At 40.0% G+C, this 20,994-nt stretch carries 19 protein-coding genes and 1 pseudogene; 11 read left to right on the forward strand and 9 right to left on the reverse strand.

The features are described from left to right. The first annotated feature begins 119 nt into the window (after window positions 1–119). From KZC02_RS10590 to KZC02_RS10625, 8 genes are all read left to right on the forward strand, one after another. Complete coding sequence (locus KZC02_RS10590) at window positions 120–2,468, forward strand: TonB-dependent receptor (protein WP_221394082.1); 2,349 nt, start codon at window positions 120–122, stop codon at window positions 2,466–2,468. A 100-nt stretch (window positions 2,469–2,568) separates the two neighbouring features. After that, the gene (locus tag KZC02_RS10595; RefSeq protein WP_221394083.1) at window positions 2,569–3,150 is read left to right on the forward strand and encodes a hypothetical protein; all 582 of its coding nucleotides are present in this window, start codon (window positions 2,569–2,571) and stop codon (window positions 3,148–3,150) included. A 148-nt stretch (window positions 3,151–3,298) separates the two neighbouring features. Beyond that, window positions 3,299–5,680, forward strand: coding sequence for a TonB-dependent receptor (locus KZC02_RS10600; RefSeq protein ID WP_221394084.1), 2,382 nt, complete (start codon window positions 3,299–3,301; stop codon window positions 5,678–5,680). 77 nt (window positions 5,681–5,757) lie between these two features. After that, entirely contained in the window at window positions 5,758–6,483 is a 726-nt protein-coding gene (locus tag KZC02_RS10605; RefSeq protein ID WP_221394085.1) for a DUF4198 domain-containing protein, read from the forward strand. Window positions 6,484–6,580: 97 nt separating this feature from the next. Next, a complete protein-coding gene (locus tag KZC02_RS10610; RefSeq protein ID WP_221394086.1) occupies window positions 6,581–8,929 on the forward strand; it encodes a TonB-dependent receptor in 2,349 nt (782 codons plus the stop codon). Window positions 8,930–9,052: 123 nt separating this feature from the next. Continuing rightward, on the forward strand, window positions 9,053–9,364 hold the full coding sequence (locus KZC02_RS10615) for a hypothetical protein (RefSeq protein ID WP_221394087.1): 312 nt from the start codon (window positions 9,053–9,055) through the stop codon (window positions 9,362–9,364). Beyond that, window positions 9,354–9,635 carry a hypothetical protein gene (locus tag KZC02_RS10620; RefSeq protein ID WP_221394088.1) on the forward strand — a complete coding sequence of 94 codons (282 nt, stop codon included), beginning with the start codon at window positions 9,354–9,356 and terminating at the stop codon, window positions 9,633–9,635. Before KZC02_RS10615 ends, KZC02_RS10620 begins: the two co-directional genes overlap by 11 nt. A 2-nt stretch (window positions 9,636–9,637) precedes the next feature. Next, window positions 9,638–11,188 (forward strand): PepSY domain-containing protein, encoded by a 1,551-nt coding sequence (locus KZC02_RS10625; protein ID WP_221394089.1) that lies wholly within the window; start codon window positions 9,638–9,640, stop codon window positions 11,186–11,188. A gap of 4 nt (window positions 11,189–11,192) precedes the next feature. Here the strand turns inward: KZC02_RS10625 and KZC02_RS10630 are convergent, their stop codons facing one another. From KZC02_RS10630 to KZC02_RS10640, 4 genes and pseudogenes are all read right to left on the reverse strand, one after another. Continuing rightward, on the reverse strand, window positions 11,193–12,116 hold the full coding sequence (locus KZC02_RS10630; protein WP_221394090.1) for a hypothetical protein: 924 nt from the start codon (window positions 12,114–12,116) through the stop codon (window positions 11,193–11,195). A gap of 157 nt (window positions 12,117–12,273) precedes the next feature. Continuing rightward, the gene (locus tag KZC02_RS10635; protein WP_409014263.1) at window positions 12,274–13,038 is read right to left on the reverse strand and encodes an FGGY-family carbohydrate kinase; all 765 of its coding nucleotides are present in this window, start codon (window positions 13,036–13,038) and stop codon (window positions 12,274–12,276) included. Between the two features lie 24 nt (window positions 13,039–13,062). Then, a pseudogene (locus KZC02_RS31695) lies at window positions 13,063–13,733 on the reverse strand (FGGY family carbohydrate kinase); the annotation flags it as partial. Between the two features lie 116 nt (window positions 13,734–13,849). Further along, window positions 13,850–14,266: a hypothetical protein gene (locus KZC02_RS10640; RefSeq protein WP_221394091.1), complete on the reverse strand. Its 417-nt coding sequence runs from the start codon at window positions 14,264–14,266 to the stop codon at window positions 13,850–13,852. Window positions 14,267–14,590: 324 nt separating this feature from the next. On the opposite strand from KZC02_RS10640, the gene KZC02_RS10645 reads away from it, so the two are divergent. Then, a complete protein-coding gene (locus KZC02_RS10645; protein ID WP_229254149.1) occupies window positions 14,591–14,800 on the forward strand; it encodes a hypothetical protein in 210 nt (69 codons plus the stop codon). Window positions 14,801–14,858: 58 nt separating this feature from the next. Here KZC02_RS10645 and KZC02_RS10650 read toward each other — a convergent pair whose 3' ends face one another. After that, the gene (locus KZC02_RS10650) at window positions 14,859–16,130 is read right to left on the reverse strand and encodes a metallophosphoesterase (RefSeq protein WP_221394092.1); all 1,272 of its coding nucleotides are present in this window, start codon (window positions 16,128–16,130) and stop codon (window positions 14,859–14,861) included. Between the two features lie 211 nt (window positions 16,131–16,341). Between KZC02_RS10650 and KZC02_RS10655 the strand changes: the two genes are divergently transcribed. Further along, window positions 16,342–16,857, forward strand: a complete 516-nt coding sequence (locus KZC02_RS10655; protein ID WP_221394093.1) for a DinB family protein — start codon at window positions 16,342–16,344, stop codon at window positions 16,855–16,857. 71 nt (window positions 16,858–16,928) lie between these two features. Here KZC02_RS10655 and KZC02_RS10660 read toward each other — a convergent pair whose 3' ends face one another. Continuing rightward, on the reverse strand, window positions 16,929–17,915 hold the full coding sequence (locus KZC02_RS10660) for a glycosyltransferase family 2 protein (protein WP_221394094.1): 987 nt from the start codon (window positions 17,913–17,915) through the stop codon (window positions 16,929–16,931). A 128-nt stretch (window positions 17,916–18,043) separates the two neighbouring features. Between KZC02_RS10660 and pgeF the strand changes: the two genes are divergently transcribed. Further along, entirely contained in the window at window positions 18,044–18,802 is a 759-nt protein-coding gene (gene pgeF, locus KZC02_RS10665) for a peptidoglycan editing factor PgeF (RefSeq protein WP_221394095.1), read from the forward strand. Window positions 18,803–18,852: 50 nt separating this feature from the next. Here pgeF and KZC02_RS10670 read toward each other — a convergent pair whose 3' ends face one another. From KZC02_RS10670 to KZC02_RS31700, 3 genes are all read right to left on the reverse strand, one after another. After that, a complete protein-coding gene (locus KZC02_RS10670; RefSeq protein WP_221394096.1) occupies window positions 18,853–19,989 on the reverse strand; it encodes a lamin tail domain-containing protein in 1,137 nt (378 codons plus the stop codon). Window positions 19,990–20,041: 52 nt separating this feature from the next. After that, window positions 20,042–20,590 carry a lamin tail domain-containing protein gene (locus KZC02_RS10675; RefSeq protein ID WP_221394097.1) on the reverse strand — a complete coding sequence of 183 codons (549 nt, stop codon included), beginning with the start codon at window positions 20,588–20,590 and terminating at the stop codon, window positions 20,042–20,044. A 109-nt stretch (window positions 20,591–20,699) separates the two neighbouring features. After that, window positions 20,700–20,981: a hypothetical protein gene (locus KZC02_RS31700; protein ID WP_229254150.1), complete on the reverse strand. Its 282-nt coding sequence runs from the start codon at window positions 20,979–20,981 to the stop codon at window positions 20,700–20,702. Window positions 20,982–20,994: the final 13 nt, after the last annotated feature.

A 20,994-nucleotide genomic window follows, 5' to 3' on the forward strand; every position in this document is an offset into this window, starting at 1 on the left:
ACATATTCATTCTGTCCTAAAAAACAAGTTATTTAAAATAAATCCAAACAAACTTGTAAAGTTCATAATCAGCCCTGATATTTGCATTTAGTTTATTATTTAGTCTAGTTTTAAATAAAATGCAGAGATTTTACACTTTATTCGTTTTTTGCTTTCTTTTTGTTACTTCGGTTTTTGCACAAACCGGAAGTCTTAAAGGTATTATTACAACGTCCGATGGACAGCCAGCTGTTCACGTTTCTGTTTCCTTCAAAGGCACTCATCATGGAGCTGTAAGTAATTCAGAAGGAAATTATATTATAGAAAAAATCCTTCCCGGAAAATACAACGTTAAAGTTTCGTTAGTGGGACTTCAGACAGTTGAAAAAGAGGTAGACATCACAGACGGACAGGCAACTCTGGCCGATTTTGTACTGGATGAATCTTCAAAGCAATTACAGGAAGTTGTTGTTACAGGTGGAAACAGTTTCAAAACCGATCAGACTTCCCCAAGCCTGCGGTTAGCGACTCCTATACTGGAAACACCACAGAATATTCAGGTAATTGGTAGAAGAGTGATTGCTGATCAGCAAATATTTGACATGCTGGAAGGTGTTACGCGTAATGTAAGCGGAGCAACCAAAGTAGAACACTGGGATAATTACGCTCGTATTAATATGCGTGGAAGCCAGGTTGGTGCTTTTCGTAACGGGATGAATGTTCAGATGCCATGGGGACCACTTGCAGAGGATATGAGCATGGTTGACCGCATTGAATTTGTGAAAGGCCCTGCTGGTTTTATGCTTGCCAACGGTAATCCGAGTGGATTCTATAACGTGGTAACCAAGAAACCTACCGGACAGAACAGAGGTGAATTCGGTATGACATTAGGAAGTTATGATACTTACCGTACAACTTTGGATCTCGATGGCAAGTTGTCGAAAGACGGAAAACTGCTTTACCGGTTGAATTTAATGGGCCAGCTGAAAGGATCTCATCGCCAATATGATTATAATAACCGCTATTCAGTTGTTCCTGTTTTAAAGTACTTGATTGACGACAAAAGCTCTGTTACTTTAGAATACACGCATCAGTTTTCCCAGATGAATGCAATTGGTTCAAATTATGCATTTTCTAAAAGAGGGTATGCCGATTTGCCAAGAGATTTTACAACCTCTGAACCAAATCTTGCTCCAACAAACAATCATGACCAAAGCATTCTCGCTATTTTTGAGCATAAACTGAATGATCAATGGAAACTGACAGCTCAGGCTTCTTTCTTTAATTATACACAGGAAGGGACGTCGTTATGGCCATCAGGTTTTGACACAAAAAATGACAGCTTGCTTCAACGCGCAATTAATAACTGGGACATTCTGGGTTTAAGCAAAACCGGACAAATTTTTGTTAATGGTAACGTAAAAACGGGTGCCGTGGCACACCGGATACTTGGCGGGCTTGATATGAGCAGTAAAGAATTTTACCATGACTGGAGCCAGTGGTTCCTGTACGGCACTCCACTCAATATTTACAATCCTAAGCACGGTATTACAGCCGCTCCTGTATTCGACCGAAGCAAAAATATCAAGGAAAGAACTGTAAGATATAACAATGGTTATACTGCATTGTATGCTCAGGACGAATTAGGTTTTTGGGAAAATAAACTGCGTGTTACATTAGCGGCCAGATATACTTCTCTTACGGTTTCTAATCCTTATGACGGGAATTACTCAAGAAAGAAATTTACGCCGCGCGCTGGTGTAAGTTATACCATTAACCAAAGTACTGCGGCTTATTTTCTTTATGATCAGTCGTTTAATGAAAATTTTGGAACTGACTGGCAGGGCAAAAGTTTCGATCCGCAAACAGGCAATAACGTTGAGTTTGGTTTGAAAAGAGGCTGGCTTAATGACACCTGGAGCTCGGCTTTAAGTGTTTACAAAATCACAAAAAACAATGTTTTGACTGCTGATCCTGAACATACTGCCGGGTCGGTTTTCTTTAACAGACAGAGTGGCCAGCAAAAAGTACAGGGAATTGAATGGGACATTCGCGGCCAGATCGTAAAAAACCTGGACGTTATGATCAACTACGCTTATACCGATGCAACCATAACCAAAGATTCGGATGAATCTCTCATTGGAAATCAGGTGGCGGGTTCAAGTAAACATGTACAAAATACCTGGCTAAGTTATACGATCGGGAATGGACCAGTTAAAGGCCTTGGTTTTTCTCTTGGTTATCAATTCCAATCAGGCCGTTCACCATGGTTTGTATCGGACAATGCCCAGGATAACCTTCCTGACTATTTCAGAATGGATGGTGGTGTAACATTCAAAAAAGACAAGTTTGCAGTTAACCTGCTGATCAATAATATTTTTAATAAATATCTTTATTCAGGAGGAGTTTACGCTTATTCGGGTGGATTCAATTACTGGCAAACTGAGCCAGGAACGAATTTCCGTATGTCAGTAGCCTACAAATTCTGATTTTTATTGTTTCCTTACCAAAGCCATCCCGCTATTTATTTAGCCGGATGGCTTTTTCTATATTTATAGATTATTGCCTTAAATCAACCTTCGTTATGAAATGAAACTTCAATTTATAGCCTTTCTTTTTGTTTTACTTATTGGTAGAACACAACCTGCTTATGCGCAATATCTTGTGGAAATTAGAGAGGTTGCTTTGATGAAAACGAGCAATTTGTCAAAGGGAGTAACATGTGGAGAAACAACAAATAAAATTCTGCAAACACTTGGTAAACCTTCTAAAATTGAAGATTACTTTTTTGAAACAGAAGATAGAAACGGTAAAATTTACCACTATGGCAGTAATAAGCTTTATATAATCGGTGATACGCTTGTTTCATTTGAAATTACTGATCCTACTATTACTGTTGGTGCGGGAAAGGGCAAAACGTTTAGAATAAACGACAAAATAAAAACGGGGCCAAGAAAGATTCTTACTAAAAACAGTAACTCTTCAAAAACCGAAACAATTCAGTCGTTCATTGGTTTTCCTGTTTCCCCTGACCCCGGACATTCTTTTAATGTGGATTATAAATCATCAATATTGCTCTGGCTTAAACATAATTCTCAGCCATTAGATAGTTCGTTATCTTTATTATTCAATGATCAGGATGAATTAATTCACATTCATTTGCAGGAGTAAGGAATCCCATTTATTTTCTGTATTCGTTAAACTACTTAAATACATATAATTACAACACTATTTAAAATAAATCTAATTAATACTTGCATCATATTTAATCCTGTCGGATATTCGTGCGATAATAGTAATTAGACCAATTTTAAATAGTATGAATAGAATTTATTTACTCATCGTTATCTGTTCGTTGTCTTTGCCATCATTTGCCCAAACCGGTAAAATAGAAGGGCAAATACTCACTTCTGATGGCAAACCCGCTGAATATGTATCTGTTGGACTGAAAGGGCTGAAAATCGGTACTTCCTCAGATGACGACGGAAACTTTCGCCTGAACAGAGTGAAACCCGGAGTCTACACGATTATGGCCAGTTTCGTTGGCCTTACTACACAGGAAAAGGAAATTGAAGTATTGGACGGGCAAACAGCTAAGATTACATTCAGCCTTATCGAAAATGCCAATCAGTTGCAGGAAGTAGTTGTTTTGGATGGTAACCGTTACAAAAACAATGAAGTTTCTTCCAGTCTACGCCTCGCCACTCCTATTCTGGAAACACCACAAAACATTCAGATTGTTACTTCCAAAGTCCTGGCCGACCAGCAGGTCATCAGTATGAGTGATGGTCTGATCCGGAATGTGAGCGGTGCCGCGCGGGTAGAACATTGGGGTGATCTGTATGCCAACATTACCATGCGTGGGTCTCAGATCCAAGCATTTAGAAACGGTTTTAATGTAGTCAGTTCTTTTTGGGGGCCATTGACGGAAGATATGAGTTTCGTTGATCACGTTGAGTTTGTAAAAGGGCCGGCAGGTTTTATGCTTGCCAATGGCGATCCGAGCGGGCTTTACAATGTGGTAACCAAAAAACCAACCGGACAAAACAAAGGTGAAGCAACCATGACGATAGGAAATTATGGTTTATATCGCACAGCACTGGATCTGGACGGAAAATTGAGCAAAGACGGAAAATTTCTTTACCGGCTGAACGTAGCAGGCCAAAATAAAAAATCGCACCGTGCCAATGAGTTTAATAACCGTTACAGCATTGCTCCTGTCATTTCTTATCAGGTAGATGAAAAGACGAAATTAACAGCAGAATACACTTTGCAATACGCAAAAATGTCTGATGTAGGTTCCTATTATGTGTTTTCACCTGATGGTTATGGTTCTTTGCCACGCGATTTCACAACATTGCCTGCCGGATTAGAACCTACCAAAATTAAAGATCACAGCTTATTCCTGAACCTTCAGCACGAGTTCAACAGTGATTGGAAATTAACAGCACAGGCAGCTTATTTCAATTATCAGCAAAAAGGAACGAGCCTTTGGCCCAGCATAGTTAATGCCGATGGAACGATGATCCGAAATGTCGGCCTTTGGGATGCCAAAAGTGAAATGACTTTGGCACAGGTTTTCCTGAATGGTAATGTCTCAACCGGCGGCGTTACACACCGGATTTTAGGTGGAGTGGATGTAGGTTCAAAGGATTATTATGCGGATTGGAGCCAGTATCATGATCTGGATACTCTGGGAGCTGAATTTAATATTCATGCACCTTCTTACGGATCGCCGTTAAACGGATATCCGGTTTGGGACAGAACTCTGAATCTGGAAGCCAGGGCGGTAAATGGCGGTGGATTGATCAATCAAAAATATACAGGACTGTATTTGCAGGACGAACTTGGATTTCTGAATAACAGGATCAGGCTTACCTTGGCTGGCAGATACACCTATGTGAGCCAATCATCATGGGGAGATCCTGCCATATCAGCCAAACATTTTACGCCACGTATCGGATTAAGTATATCAGTTGATAAGCAAACTTCATTTTATGCATTGTATGACCAGGCTTTTTTACCACAAGCCGGAAAACTGGCCAATGGAGGAGGTGTTAAGCCCTTAACAGGTAATAACAAAGAGTTGGGTATCAAAAGAGATTGGGCAGATGGCAGATGGAACACGACTATTTCTGTGTACAATATCACAAAAAGAAACGAATTAATCTCTGATCCGAACAGTCCGCCAAATTCCGGTTTAAGTATTGTTTTGGGAGAAAAAAGGGCACAAGGTGTTGAATTTGACTTACGCGGCAGCATAATAAATGGCCTTAACCTGATTGCAAATTATGCCTATACGGATTCCAAAGTTACAAAAGTAGCAGAAGGCGTAACTGATATTAAAGTAAATGACGTCGTTCCCGGTTTTGCAAAACATACCATGAATGCCTGGTTAAGCTATAAACTACAAAGCGGAGCATTAAAAGGTACTGGAATTTCGGCCGGTTTCACGTATCTGGCAGACAGGGCAACCCAAAACTGGAGCAACAGCAATGCCAAAGAAAACCTGCCTAACTACTTCAAACTGGATGGTGGACTTTTCTACGAAAAAGAAAATATCAAACTCACTTTCAATGTCTTTAACGTCCTGGATAAATACCTGTACAGCGGTGCATTTTACGGATGGATGGGTAATATATATTCCTGGCAAACAGAGCTTCCGAGAAATTCACGGTTAAGCATTTCTTACAAATTTTAATTTTAAACCGTCTGTCAGGCTGGTTCGAAAGCAGGTAATCACCTGACAAAAATCTTTTACAAACAACCCCACAAATTATGAAAATCACGAAAAAATCTCTGGCTATTGCTGTAATGATTTCATTATCAGCTATCAGCAACCTATTCGCCCACGCCCTTTGGATTGAAACCAGCACAGTTGGAAAAGCCGGACAAAAACAATCTGTTAAAATCGTTTATTCAGAACCGGACGATAAGCCGGAAAAACTGGCTGACTGGTTTTCTGATGTGAAGGAATTTGAACTTTGGCTTACAACGCCTGATAAGCAAAAAGTAAAATTGGTGACTGTTGCAGGCGAAGATCATTTTACCTCTGAATTTACACCTGAAAAAGACGGCGTATATACCTTATCGATCAGCAAGGCTGCCAGGGAATTGGGTGGATCTACGATTTACGAATTCAATGCTAGCGCTATTGTAAAAGTCGGGAAATCTTTGGCGGGAAACGACGCTGCTTTCAATGGCAATATTATCAATGTTTTTGCAGATGCTTCCAAAAACTACAAAGCCAATCAACCATTGAACCTTACTACGATCCTGAAAGGCAAACCAACTGAGAAACTGCATGTTGGCGTTTCGTCTCCGAGTGGCTGGAATAAAAATATCAGCTCAAATGCAACTGGTGTAGCAGAGTTTACTCCTATCTGGCCCGGAACTTATAAAATCGAAGCCTCAACAAGTGAGGACGTAAAAGGCGATCATTTTGGAAAGCCTTATGATTCTATATGGAGATGCGCTACGTTGCTTGTTGATGTAGCAAAATAGGCTTTCTTCTTTTATCTGAATGTTTGACGGTTTTGTCAATACCTTAACCGTCAAACATTTAACCCTTTTATTATCATAATTCCCCCCACCCCAACGTATGAAATACTTTTTTACATTGCTCCTGATTATGTCTGTCATAGCCGGCTCCTTTGCTCAGCAGGCGGGAAAATCAAATATCAAAGGCCAGATCCTGACCAGTGACGGAAAGCCTGGTTCATTTGTCACAGTACAGATAAAAGATTCCAAATCGGGAACAGTAACCGATGAAAATGGCCATTACCAACTTCGTAATGTGCCCGTCGGAAAACACACGCTGGTGATCCGCATCGTTGGATTTGAGTCGACCGAATATGCACTGGAAACAACTTTGGACGCTACACTTACTGCCGGAACTATCAGTCTGAAAGAAGATGCAAAGACGCTTAACGAGGTAACTGTGAAAGGAAACGTCAACAAATTTGCACAAAAAGAAAGCCAGTATGTTTCAAGATTACCTATCAAAAATCTTGAAAATCCGCAAGTTTACAGCGTGATTTCCAAGGAACTGATGGAAGAACAGGTTGTTACGGATTACAAACAATCGCTTCGCAATGTGCCTGGTGCGGCCATCGCGTTTGGAAATTACAGCAATGGATTTACCTACACCATTATCCGTGGGTTCTGGACAGGCGCACGCATGCGTAATGGGCTTGCTTCCCAGCAGTTTAACGGCATTGATCCCGTAACGGTTGAAAGAACGGAGGCGATCAAAGGCCCATCGGGTACGTTGTTTGGTTCCAGCCTGATTTCGTTTGGCGGACTTACGAATCTGGTGACGAAAAAACCAATGGAAACCTTTCAGGGCAACGTTACTTTCACAACGGGCAGCTGGAACATGGCGCGGCTTTCGGCAGATATCAACACGCCTCTTAATGTCAATAAAACGCTGTTGTTCAGGCTAAATACTGCCATGCATACGGAAGGTAGTTTCATGGACTGGGGTTTTCAGAAACGTTTTGTTCTTGCTCCTTCCCTAACCTATAAGGTGGATGAAAGACTGACATTGAATTTTGAAGCCGAAATTCTTCGCTCAAAAATGACACTGCTGCCTCTTCAGAACTTTTCTGGTGTTTCGGTAAAAAACATTTCAAAAGTACCGATCCGTTTCAACCAGTCGTTAAATTCCGATGATCCGGTGAATGCTGGCGGAAGTGATCTGTTTTATGCACGTGCCACGTATAAACTACCCGGAAACTGGACTTCAAATACGCTGTTCTCCTATGCCGCCGGTCATGATGATGAATTCGTGGCAGTTTGGGCTGGTTGGCAAAACGACTCCACCGTAACCAGAAATGTGGAAACATCCGCAGGAGGAACTACGGACATTCAATTCCAGCAAAATTTTAACGGTGATTTCAAGATCGGCCCATTCCGGAACAGGCTTGTAGCAGGTGTGGATATGTATTATTCCAAAGGTGTTTCGACTGGCTATGTGAACAATTCTTTTGCTTCGGTGACGCCCTATGACGTGATTAATGTCAATAAACTGTATAGCCCCGTATCATTGGATCGCGTAAAGTTTTTGCGTTCCAGCCTGATCCACGCAAGGCAGTCTTCCAAAACTTATACATATAGTGCTTATGCATCGGATGTGATCAATATTACCGACAAATTACTGGCCATGCTGAGCCTTCGTGTTGATCGTTACGATTATAAAGGAGCCGCAACCATGTTTTCGGACTATACCGATGGCTATGGACAAACGGCTTTGTCTCCGAAACTGGGACTCGTTTACCAGCCCGTAAAAGATCAGGTAAGTGTTTTTGCCAACTACATGAATGGCTTCCAGAACAACGGATCGACCAAACAACCTGATGGTACAATTAAAGTAATGAAACCAGCGAACGGATATCAATGGGAAACGGGGGTAAAACTGGATGCATTTAATCACAAACTGAGTGCTACTTTAAGTTATTACAATATTGATCTTACCAATGCGATCCGTCAGGACGCCCAGGGTTTTTCGATACAGGACGGCAAGCAGCGTAGTAAAGGTTTTGAAGCTGATATTATCGCCAATCCATTTCCAGGTTTGTCCATTATTGCCGGTTTCGGTACCAACGACTATCAATATCTCAGGGCAAATGAAGGCCAGGAAGGAACCACAACCGGCTTGCCAAAAGATTTCGTTAATTTCTGGATCAGTTATAAAGCATCTGCTGGTGTATTGAGAGGATTTGGTGCAGGCTTTGGCGGCAATTATGTGAGTGAGGCTAATTCCGATAATCAGTATGGCGCATTAACCATTCCATCGTATACCCTTCTGGACGCAACGGTGTTTTATGACAAACCAAAATGGCGTCTGGCGTTGAAAGTAAATAATCTTGCAAACGATAAAATGTGGGGATTGAATAACAATCCACTCAATCCGCGTAATGTGGCGTCATCGCTTTCATTCAAGTTTTAACATTAAAGTGACCGGCAGTTCCTGTCGGTCACTATTTTTTTAATTCACTATTATAAACCTGACGGATATGAAACTACTTTATACCCTCGTACTCCTGATACCATTTCAAATCGCTCAGTCTTTATGATTGCCTTCTATCTCATTCTGATCTCGGCATATTTGTTCTATTCCAGATCCAAATATTTCCCGCAAAATCTCCCTAAAACTTCGGAAACGGTGGCTACCTGGATAGCGACCGTTTTACTGGTCACCGGAACTGCCTTATTTGTCAGGTCCGACGACTGGGCCGGAGGGCTTATTATTGCTTTGGCTGCATGTTCACTGGCAATGACATTAGTCCAGCTATTTGCTGTTGTGGGACGAATTTATTTTTATGGATTCACCGCTATTATTCACGGCTTACTATTTATTGAACTCCTGTCTTATGCCAGCTAAAAAAGAATATTTATCGACAAAAGGACAACGCGCCCTGAAAATCACGGCAGGAATTATCGGTGGCTATTTCCTGTCTGTCGCTTTCCATATGATGTTGGGCGTTTTATTGCCTGATCGTACGGCCGTAATATTGACCGGAGCGTTTTCTGTATTTATACTTTGGGTTGGCTTCATGATCCTCGCTTTTTTCGCCCGTAATGGCTGGAAAATATGGGGTATCTATTTTTTCAGTACAGCTTTCTGCGGACTCTTCGTCTACTTTATCAAATAGTTATGAAACTAAAAGGTTTATCTAACAGACTTTACAACATTACTTTTCATACGCACACTGTCTCTGGTATCGTGATTAGTTTTGCGTTGTATGTCATTTTCTTCGCAGGAGCTTTTACACTTTTTAAGGAAGAATTTTATCAGTGGGAAAATCCAACGGCAAGAAAAACCATCACAACGCCAGTTGATTATGATGAGGTTTTGAAAAAATTAAAGAAACAAACACCCTTGTTCGACCTTTCCGAAGATATCACGATTACGGCTGAAACACAAGGCAGGCCGTTGGTGTATATTTATGGACATCTGCTTGTAAAAAAGGGACAGCCTGAAGAACATTATTATACCAGTTATTTACCGGCAACGGAAGAATTTTCCAAAGACGAGAAAACCACAATTGGTGAGACGTTATACCGCCTGCATTTTTTCGATCAAATCCCTATTGTTGGAAGGTACATTTCTGGTTTTGTGGCGTTATTTTTTGCATTTGCGGTAGCAACAGGTGTGATGATCCACTGGCAAAATATCTTCACAAAGTTTCATGGTTTTTCCTTAAAAGGCTCATTAAAAAATCTTTGGACCAACGCACATACTGTCTTTGGTTTACTTGGTATGCCTTTCCAATTTATGTATGCCATAACCGGAGCTTATTACATGTTATCCTTTTTGGTTTTACTACCGGTTGTCGTTGTTTTTTTTGATGGAGACCAGGAAAAAGCTTTTAAAGTAATTATTCCTGAAAGAATGATGGAAGTAAGCGAAAAATCCCCTTTAACAACAAGAAATCTAAAAATAACCAGTATTCTGGATAGCCTCAAAAAAGAGCATAATGTACTTGAATTAAAATATTTACAAGTAAAACACTACGACCGCGAAGACGGAGTTCTCTCGGCATCCGTTGATAATAAGAAAGTTTTCACCGGAGAAGGTTCTGTCGCCATTAGTCTCCGCGACGGTAAAATTTTGCTGGATCGTTTACCCGGTAACAAAGGGTATGCTCAGTCTATTTTGCCTGGGATTGCCCGACTTCATTTCGCAACTTTTGGAGGTTTGGCACTTAAAATTGTTTACTTTCTTATGGCGCTTTTAACGTGTTTTGTCATCATAAGCGGCGTGCTTTTATGGAAAGAAGCAAGAAACAAAAAGAATTATACAGACAAGCAAAAACGCTTTCATCACAGCGTTACCATGTCCTATCTGGCTATTTGCTTTGGTTTATTTCCCGCCATTGCAATTCTTTTTAGTGCTGAACTCCTGGTACCGAATACAGCTGACCATGTATTTAATGTTCGTGCAATATTCTTCGTATCCTGGCTGCTGCTTACGATTGCTGGTTTGTTTGTTAAAACGGAAACGAATGCAACGAAACTTTACCTCTTTTTGGGAGGTTTGTTTTCACTTGCTGTTCCTTTGGTAAATGGGATTGTAACGGGTGACTGGATTTGGGGGACTTTGGAAAAAGGGAATTACTTCGTGGTTGGGACTGATTTGTTTTGGTTGATTACGGGAATTTTGGCTTTGTTTTTTGGTTGGAAAAGCTCCAGATCACTGTATTAAAGCATCAGTTTTTATATTTAAATTTACCTAAATCCCAACCATCAGTTTGAACCCTGCTTTGCAAAATTAGTCGTCCCTGATCATCGTAACTATTTTCAAATTGTTGCCTCGGAGATAAATAATGAGGATTCTCCATTATTTCAATTATATTATTTGCACTGAGATCCAGATTTGATGATGAGTACCAAAACATACCTTTTATAGGATTTTGTTTATTGTCGTATTTATAAGAACCCAACAATGAAACCTGATTTGTTTTCGGATCAACAGCTTCCATCATGGTAACATTACCGTCTGTGTAGGTGTAACGCTCACGTACAGCAAATTTATTGACATCTCTGGTTTCAATCAGCCGCCCTTCCTTATCATGGAACATTTGAATCCTGGAAGACAGCCAGGCATCTCCAGATAACTTAACGTAATACTCAAGTATGAAATCGGGTGTTTTCGATGATTTATAAACAAATTCATTCATCATGTATCCTTTGATGCCCGGAGTTCCATACTCTCCCGTTGCCCTAAATATTCTGTAAGGCAGGTTATTTTTATATTCGTAAACCCATGCGTTAGAGGAAGGTGCATTTGATCCAATGAATCCAATTATTCGGGCCTCACTATCATACAGGAAACGGATTGTAGATGAATTCTTAAACAGCTCACTATCGGGGGTATACCGCTGGGTAACATCACGTGTAAACTGATCCAGTTTTCCAAAAGGTGTTACCGATTTGTTGACAATGGATTCGAAGTCCGGAATGACCACCTTTATCAAGGAGTCCGCGGCATATGTCAACTCTGGTGTTACAACAGAATTATCCTTATTCTTACAGGAAATAATCAAGGCCAGAAAAGCTATCACAACTAAATACTTTATTGAGTCACGGCTTGTTTTTGACCAGAAGCTTTTATTTACTAAGGTGTATTTCATTTAATGTTTAAAATAGAAAAAGTAAAAATTGAAATTGAAAAGCAATGGAAGGATAGAAGCTAAAAGTGGCAAAATAAAAAAATTCACTCAAAGTGAGGTAAGTGGATGCCGCGCGGAAAACTTAGAGTGCTTTTCCTTTGCGTGAAACCTTTTTTTCTTAAACCGCGTGAGCCAGCATCAGCTTCGAACCTTTTATGAACCTGTCGCACAACGCCTTATACTGCTTATGCACAGCCGGATCTGCGTCGAACTCTTGCCCTACCAGCGTAAACGCACTCATTTCTGAATAGTTTTTATAAACACCCAGTGCCTTTAATGCCATCATGGCAGCACCAGCAGCGCCGGTTTCAACCGTTTCGTTCAAAACCACCTTTTTACCAAAAATATCAGCCAGCATTTGTACCCAGATCGGACTTTTTGCGAAACCTCCGTTGGCAAAAATGGTGTCAATATTGTGCATTTCAAGCATTGCCTTCGCTATGCTGCTAAGGTTAAGGAGAATTCCTTCCATCACGGCTCTTGCAAAATGCGGACGTGTATGCTGAATATCCAAGCCTGAAAAACCACCGCGAACTTCCGAACTCCACAATGGAGCACGTTCTCCTAAAAGATATGGGTAAAACAGCAGTCCGTCAGAGCCCGGTTTAATTGTCGATGCTTCCTTAAAAACCACATCGTATTCTTCATTGGCAAAAAAGGTATTCATCAGCCATTCAAAAATAACGGCACCGTTATTAGAAGGGCCGCCAACGATATATGTTTTTTCATCAAGAATATAGCAAAAAGTTTGCATCAACGGATCGGTATAGGCTTTGTCCGAACATATTCTTACCGCCGCACTCGTCCCGATTGTTACCGCCATCGAACCGGTACGAATTGCACCACTTCCCAGATTTGCCAGACAGCCATCACTGGCTGCCATAATTAGCGGCGTTCCGGCGGGTAGTTCAGCAGGATTATTAACCGGAAGTTTCTCGATGTGATAGGGAGAAACGGCTTCCGAAAGTTTGGAGGATCTTAACCCTATTTTTTTAAGGGTGTATTCATCCCATTTCAACTGCCTGATATTAAACATGCCTGTTGCAGATGCTATGGAATAATCGACTACAAATTTTCCGGTGAGCCGGTAGACGATATATTCTTTTATGCCAATGAATTTGCTCGTGTTGCGGAAAATTTCAGGTTCATTTTTTTGATCCAAAGCAATTTACACACCGGCGTCATCGCGTGAATGGGCGTTCCGTTGTGCTGGTACATTTTCTTACCAACAGAAGATGAACGAAGCTTAACGGCGATTTCAGAACTTCGGTTATCCGCCCAAATAATCAGGTTAGTAAGTTTTTTGCCAGTAGAATCGATGGACAAAACGCCATGCATGGCCGCACTGAAACTAATTCCCAGTAATTCACCATGTTCTTTACAGGAATTAGCTATAGTCTTTAAGGTTTTACATGCAGCCTGAAAAATCTCTTCCGGATTTTGTTCACTCCAATCCGGTTTTGGGTGATTCATTTCATAGCCTTCACTATGCGAAGTAAGAATGTGTCCTGAAACAGAATCAAAAGCAACAGATTTTACATTTGTTGTGCCAATGTCACAACCGATTATATATGGCATTTTAATTTGTTTTAGTCTGGAACTGTGCTGTTATGAAGTGCCAGCATATTTCACTTTTTACTAAAACAAATGTAAGGATTCAATACAAGAAACTATACTTAACAACAAATTCAGATTTAAAAACCGGTGACCACTGTAATCTCGTCATTTTGGGAAGTCACTACCCGTGTAGTTTTTGTCAGGACATTTATAGAATGTGTGAAAGTTTTCATACCATCTGCCAGCTCGAACGTGTACTGTCCATCCAAAAATGCCGACAGATCAAAATGTTTCTGATATTTTTTGTAAACCATTGCATTTTCTCCGAAAAGTATGTTCCGGTTCGCATCCAGAATACGTACCCGGACCCGCTCATTTACAGGAAAGTTATACGTTATTTTGAATTCCATTGGTTTAACCTCCATGACGTAAAAATCTGAATAAAAAGCAGATTCGTGCTTTTCAGTTATAATTTGCTCTTGTGCACTTGCCTTCTTAGTGGACAAACTAAAAAAGATGCTTAATAGAAAAAATAAAGTATAAACACTTTTCATGGAGATCGGGGTTTAATTACAATATAAAACCAATAATTCACTCAATAAATGCAGTTCAAAATCCTACAATTATGATATATGAAATTATAACATATTGAAATACAAACCTATGCATAATGAATGCATTTAGAAAAGTTGTTCAGAAAACAAATAGTTAACTTTAAATAGTACAACAATTATTGTTACAATAATGAAGATTGTTTTGATAGTACAATAACTGTTTTTATAATGATTTGACAAAATATGAGTTTTCATGACAGAAACTGGCAGCTATTTATTATTTTCGCAGCATAACATCATTACGATTAAAACTTATACTGAATCATGTCCGATTTGACCCATATCACGCCTGACCACTCACACGCTGAACCAAAAAGACTTTCAGCAGGAACGTATGTTGCAGCATTTATAATATTATTCCTGATACTCGTAGCTTTCGCAGATCTTTTCGTTTTAGTACTTGGGACAATAGGCCTTGTAATTACTTTTGCTGCATTTTACACAGATAGCGCAGATCACGGAGCACACCATTAATTGGTTATAACCGGTATCAGTCAATAAGTTACCTGTTATTGATAAAACGCCGAATCTGTTATTTTCCTGAAGAATTTTCAATGCCTGGCATATCTGTGCGGGGCATTTTTATTTCGGGAATTATATTATTAATGCTCCATTCAAGATGACCGTTTGATTTATCTACCAGCCATTGCTCTTCCAATACGCAGGTGTCTTCCAGATCACGGTATTCTGCCGTTAAATTTTCTCCTTTAATACAAAGCTTTACAAAGCCGTTATATCCCAGCTGATGCCTTTTAAGAATTTTCCTGACACGGCGGTCATAGAACAATATTTTTTGTTCATCTGCCTCGCCATCAGGCATTTTTATCTCCACAGGCAAGCCCCCATGCCCAAGACAGCGACCGTAAGCCATCGGCCCTTTGCCATTTTTAGCTTTGTTGTAAACAACCAGCCGGTGGTCATGGCCCCAAAACCATATAATCTCTCTTTCAGAATCGCCGAGTAATTCCTGGATTTGTTTTCCAGGTTTTTCGTATTCCTCGCGAAATGCAGAGATATAAGGATGATGACTTAAAATAACAATTCCTCTTTTATCCTCTGGATTGCCAATCCGGACAATGTCACGCAGCCAGTTAATCTGCTCTTTTTTAAGATGACAATCCGGCGGAGAAATAATTTCAACAAATGGCCTACCAACTGATGTGTAGCCGGTATCAATGCCAATAATCCGCCAGTGTTCATTTTCCAGACAGAAAAATCCTGCCTGCTGGGTTTTACGCACTTCTCCCTGCTGTACATACATGGCAGGAAGCAGATGCTGAAAAAATGCATTTCCATTCGAATACATTTCATGATTTCCCGACAATGCCAGACTGCCGGAAGCACCATAATACCAGGACGCGTGAGGAGCCGTAAAGTTGTCCTCCACTTCCTTAGGCGCGCCTACAAAATACACATCACCCATATGTATCGTGTAGTCGGGAGCATAACGAGCTACCAAATGACCAACTGAATCTGACTCAGCCGTATCACTGGCCCAGTCGGAAAGCAATGCAATACTTATTTCCTCACGGGATGGGATGGATGATTGTAATGTATAAACTCCGCTGTCATCATTTTTCGGATATGCCTGATATGCATGCCTTGGCCCAAACCTGCTTTTTAAATAATGCCACGCAAAACCAAGCAGATTAGTTTTAAAAAAACTGGAAATAACATTGGTTACAGCAGATGTATTTTTAACGTGTTTCTCGTAAAGTTCCAGCTGTGTTTTTGCATGATTTTCAGCTTCACTATGGCCCAGGTCAAGGTATTTTTGAGTGCGCTGTTCAGAAGATTCAGCCATAAATGCGTTTGATTCGTTATTATATCAGACAAGTAAAGAAAATATTCTGTTACTGAGACAGATAATACTTTTAGAAAATGTTTTATTTTAATTTAAGTAACTCATTGCACACATATCATTCACTAATTTCATTCCGGCCATATTGGTAATCACATTACTTCCTGCTACCTTTCCGATAAAATAATGTTTAACCACCAAACTAATAAGAACTATGAAACAATTGACTTTTACCTGCATGATGTTGTTTACAACCACATTAATGTTTGCACAAACGGCTCATGACAAACAGGTAGCAGACTGGGAAAGAGCAAAAGTTTATACCAGGGAATATCTGGATGCAATGCCTGATGATGGTTACAGTTTTAAGCCTACTCCTGAAATGCGTTCATTTGCCGAACAAATGGATCACATTGCAGACGCTAATTTTGGTTTTACTGCGGCAGCAACGGGAAAGAAGAGCCCATTTGAAGGAAAGGCAGAAAAAATGACAGACCAATCCAAAGCAGCGGTTACCAAAGTAGTTATGGACAGTTATGATTTCGTTATTGCTTCCTTGAAAGATGTTCCTGATGCGGACATGAATAAAGACATCAAGTTATTCGGAATGGAGACCAAAACCGGAATTGCATTTGAAAAAGCATTTGAACATCAAACCCACCACCGCGGACAAACAACCGTGTACATACGTTTAAAAGGTGTGAAACCACCACAGGAAAAGTTGTTTTAATATTTTTAGAAAACATAAAAAATGCCTCAGTAAGTTGAGGCATTTTTTGTATAATCTGATTTGGAAGATCACTAAGCTTTTACTTTCGAACGCAGGTGAAATATAGAAATAGCCAGAAAGCTATAAATTTTCAGTAAAAACGGCGGTACAACAAAGTCTCTGATGATCTCTTTCTTCTTTTCCGAAGGCGGCTCTGCCAAGGACAAATATTTTAATGCAAATTTCATTTTTGGCCAGTATTTATCCTTGTATTGTTTGGCAAATAACAACTTGTGGTAATAAACTGCAATGTTTTTCCTGATCCTGGAATCGTACTTATAACTGAACTCCTTATTAATATTGGAGTAAAGCTGAATACGATTAAAAAGGAAATCAGAACTATAATGATTATCGGCAAAACTGGCTCCTCCCCTGTTTTTTCTGTAAACAGACATTACTTCATCAATGTAACCGATTGGTCCCCGGCTTGCCAGCATTATGTTACGTGGAATATCACCGCTAGTTGACAGATTAGTCCACTCAGGATCAGGATTATCCGCAAAATCCTGACGACGAAACATCAGGCTGGACGTAGCGATGTAGCACAGTTCATCCTCACCAATGAGATCATCAACAGTAATTTCCGGTTTTTTAAGTTCGTTTACCAAATGAGATGGTGCTGAATTATCATCATAGATAGCCATCGCATTGTGGTAACTGGCAGAATAATGAGGATTTGCATCCAGCATTTCAACCTGTTTCTGCAATTTGTGAGGAGAAGTCAGATAATCGTCCCCATCAAACTGAGCTATATATTCCCCCTTCGCATTGGCAAAAGTATTAAGCGCATTGAACTTGCCGTTTAACCCCAGGTTTTTAGAATTCAGTAACAACCTGATCTTGTCAGGAAAGCGCTTTTGGTATTCTTTAAGAATGCTGACAGTATTATCTTTCGAGCAGTCGTCACCTACAATGATCTCATAAGGGAATGTGGTTTGCTGCATAAGCAGTGAATCCAGCATTTTGCTCACAAATTTTTCGTGGTTATAAGTAACAACACAAACACTCACTTTTATCATAAAAATTCATTTTCAAGCCGCAAAGGTAAGGCAATTGTAATAAAACTATACAAACGATACGGGAATCATAGTTTATAGTAACTTTGGAAATAATAAAAAACTGTACTCCGAACGCAAAACAAACTTCCATGATTGAACAGCCCCTTTTCAGAAGTCCCAAAATATTTAGTCAGTTTAAGTACCTTGTTGCTGCTGAAAGTACCAGACATGGAGGTGTAAGTACGCATCCCTATTTGTCTTTAAATCTGGGAGGAGCTACAAACGATGCGCCGGAAAATGTAGAGGAAAATAATTTAAGATTCTTTTCTGCTTTAAACATCCCGTTAGCCCAGGTTGCCAAATCTCATCAGGTCCATAGTTCTGAAATTCTGAATGTCCAAAATCCGGGAAGATATGAAGGATACGATGCCCTGATTACCAATAAACCTAATATACAGTTAGCCGTTACTATTGCAGATTGTACACCCGTTTTGATTTATGACCCAGTCAGTCATGCGGTTGCAGCAATTCATGCAGGATGGAAGGGAACAATGCTGAATATTGTGTTAAAAACAGTACAAACAATGCAAAAAGAATTTGGGTCTGATCCGAAGGCTTTTGTGGCTTACGTGGGCACATGCATTGACGAATGTTCATTTGAAGTGGGGGAAGAGGTTGCAATAAATTTTGATTCCGAATACAAACGCTGGGATGCAGAAAAAGGGAAGTTCTTTATTGATCTGAAACTCGCTAATAAAAATCAGTTGTTGCATGCCGGGCTGAATGCTGAAAATATTGAAATATCAGCCTGTTCTACGGTTCTGAACAACAACGATTATTTTTCGTATCGCCTTGAAAAAGGACTAACCGGCAGAATGCTGGCAACCATAGGAATGACAGGTGTTTAGGATTTAGAAAGAGTTCCTATACTCTTGACTTTTAACTCAAAACTCTGAACTTACTTGCCCTTCCTTGCCACTATCACCCTTTTTTTAAACTGCTGTTTATTACCAGTTGTATCGAAAGTATCAACGAGCAAAAGATAATATCCCGTTGGAACAAGTTGTCCATGATCGTCGGTTCCATCCCAGCGTATTTCTCCGGTTGTTCCAATCAGCTGGTTATCAATCATATTTCTGATTAATCTGCCGCTAATATTATAGATCCGTAAGGCAGCAATCCGGCCTGTTACACTTTGGCTGTAACGGATTATGGTATAGTCATCCAAGCCATCATTATCCGGAGTAAATGCTTCAGGTTCAACGGTAAAAACATCTTCCGGCATATCTGTCAACATTTGAGAATTTGCATATCCCGGTGTTGCATAACCAACAGTCGCGGCCGCAGAATGCCAGTTTGATAAATCGGCAGAAGTCTTTTCAGCATCTGTTTTTTCCAGGGAAACGCCTTTCACATCCGAAAGTAGTTCATGATGCATTTCTTCCGAATAAATAAATTTATCGGATAACCTTAGATTATTGTCTCTTAAAATTACACCTCCGCCTACATTTGAATATGCCGGAAAAGAAGCCATTTCCAAAAAATTCTGTGGCCGGTCAACAGGATACTGTTCCTTTACAACAGACGGTTCAGTTGTGAGGGCCAGATAGGAATTGGGTGGCATAATAACCTGATCAGTAGTAATTATGCTAAAAACATTTGGCTCTCCGTTTTTAGTGTTTCCTAATGCCCAGTTGTTCAGGCTGATATATTTCCTTGATTTATTATTTAATTCAACAAAATCGACTCCGCCTTCTCTGGGATTAAAAAGGATTTCGTTAATAACAATATCACCAGAGTCTGCCTGCGACGGCAATGCCAAAATATGGTTTGATTCTCTCAGAAGATTTCCGGCACAATCTGAAATATTACGAATGTTCAGCACGTACTCACGGCCTTCCAAAAGTGGCGAATCCAAGGTTAGAATTAGATTATGAAAAACTGGAAGTGCCAATTGCCGTTTAATAATGTTTCGCCCGGAAAGTGTAATGACAGATCCCAATACAGCATTTACACTATCCATTCTTTCATTAAATACAACAACCAATTCTTTATTCCCTAGTATATCTACCCTGGTCACAAGAGGAGGAATCACGTCAGTATCAGCCTTTTCAATACTATTTTTTCCATCTGGCGTACCTCCTTTTTTATCCAGGGGAAACCGACCAGTTACCGGCTTCTCCGCACGGATTGTTCAAGTCAGTCATTTCCAAAGAATAACCACCGTCCCTTTTATCAGAATCCCACCATTTTTTTTGGTAAGAAATGGAATATACAAGTTGGTTTTGCTTATTGTAAAGTGCGAGTGCCATACCGTCGTTTGTCAGCGAAAAAGAGCTTAGTCCAATCACTTTTCCATAAACGGATAGTAAGTCCGTGTTATTCCGATGGCAAATAATTCTAAAATTGCCAGGAGGAATCGTTGAGTCCGGAAGTAAAATTGAACGGTTGCCGGAAGTCAATTTCCATCCTTTTAAGGAAATTACATTTGAAGTTCTGTTATGCAATTCAATATATTCCGCATCCGGCAAACCAACCACAGGAGTTGGATCCGCCATAATTTCGCTGATTACAACTGAATTGTAAACTTGTGAATAGCCAAAAAGAGGTGAATTTAAAACTATAAAAAAGATAAATGTGCAGATCCTGGCCATAATGATAACAAGACGTAAAATAAGTATGTCCTTTGTTAACATATACGAAAAGGTACCAGTCAGGTAACAAAATGATGGCAGGTACTGAAAAACAAAATTCAACCCCAAACGAGGTTGAATTAAATATTCCTAAATAATGAGTTATGGCAAATTAATTATTATCTCCTGTTACTGCCGGATTTGCAACCACAGTAGATACCGGCTGAGCTGGTTTTGCTTTTGGAGTTGATACAGTTCTGCCCGTCACAGGTTTTGCCGCAACTGGTTTCGCTGAAACAACCTTTGCAGGCGTGGCCACCGGAGGTTTAGATGTTGCTGCTGCTACCAAAGCCGCAATTTTTTCTGATTTTTTCTTGTCTTTTTTACCTTCTTTCTTACCCTGTCCTTTTGCCTTTTTTTCAGCATTTTTTGCTTCTTTGGCCTTCAGTTTCAAGGTTTCCTTTTCA

Source organism: Dyadobacter sp. NIV53, assembly GCF_019711195.1.
Lineage (GTDB): Bacteria > Bacteroidota > Bacteroidia > Cytophagales > Spirosomataceae > Dyadobacter.

Coding starts and splice junctions, on each gene's coding strand:
- KZC02_RS10590 (WP_221394082.1), top strand. CDS start 120: ATGCAGAGATTTTACACTTTATTCGTTTTTTGCTTTCTTTTTGTTACT.
- KZC02_RS10595 (WP_221394083.1), top strand. CDS start 2,569: ATGAAACTTCAATTTATAGCCTTTCTTTTTGTTTTACTTATTGGTAGA.
- KZC02_RS10600 (WP_221394084.1), top strand. CDS start 3,299: ATGAATAGAATTTATTTACTCATCGTTATCTGTTCGTTGTCTTTGCCA.
- KZC02_RS10605 (WP_221394085.1), top strand. CDS start 5,758: ATGAAAATCACGAAAAAATCTCTGGCTATTGCTGTAATGATTTCATTA.
- KZC02_RS10610 (WP_221394086.1), top strand. CDS start 6,581: ATGAAATACTTTTTTACATTGCTCCTGATTATGTCTGTCATAGCCGGC.
- KZC02_RS10615 (WP_221394087.1), top strand. CDS start 9,053: ATGATTGCCTTCTATCTCATTCTGATCTCGGCATATTTGTTCTATTCC.
- KZC02_RS10620 (WP_221394088.1), top strand. CDS start 9,354: ATGCCAGCTAAAAAAGAATATTTATCGACAAAAGGACAACGCGCCCTG.
- KZC02_RS10625 (WP_221394089.1), top strand. CDS start 9,638: ATGAAACTAAAAGGTTTATCTAACAGACTTTACAACATTACTTTTCAT.
- KZC02_RS10630 (WP_221394090.1), bottom strand. CDS start 12,116: ATGAAATACACCTTAGTAAATAAAAGCTTCTGGTCAAAAACAAGCCGT.
- KZC02_RS10635 (WP_409014263.1), bottom strand. CDS start 13,038: ATGGCAGCCAGTGATGGCTGTCTGGCAAATCTGGGAAGTGGTGCAATT.
- KZC02_RS10640 (WP_221394091.1), bottom strand. CDS start 14,266: ATGAAAAGTGTTTATACTTTATTTTTTCTATTAAGCATCTTTTTTAGT.
- KZC02_RS10645 (WP_229254149.1), top strand. CDS start 14,591: ATGTCCGATTTGACCCATATCACGCCTGACCACTCACACGCTGAACCA.
- KZC02_RS10650 (WP_221394092.1), bottom strand. CDS start 16,130: ATGGCTGAATCTTCTGAACAGCGCACTCAAAAATACCTTGACCTGGGC.
- KZC02_RS10655 (WP_221394093.1), top strand. CDS start 16,342: ATGAAACAATTGACTTTTACCTGCATGATGTTGTTTACAACCACATTA.
- KZC02_RS10660 (WP_221394094.1), bottom strand. CDS start 17,915: ATGATAAAAGTGAGTGTTTGTGTTGTTACTTATAACCACGAAAAATTT.
- pgeF (WP_221394095.1), top strand. CDS start 18,044: ATGATTGAACAGCCCCTTTTCAGAAGTCCCAAAATATTTAGTCAGTTT.
- KZC02_RS10675 (WP_221394097.1), bottom strand. CDS start 20,590: ATGTTAACAAAGGACATACTTATTTTACGTCTTGTTATCATTATGGCC.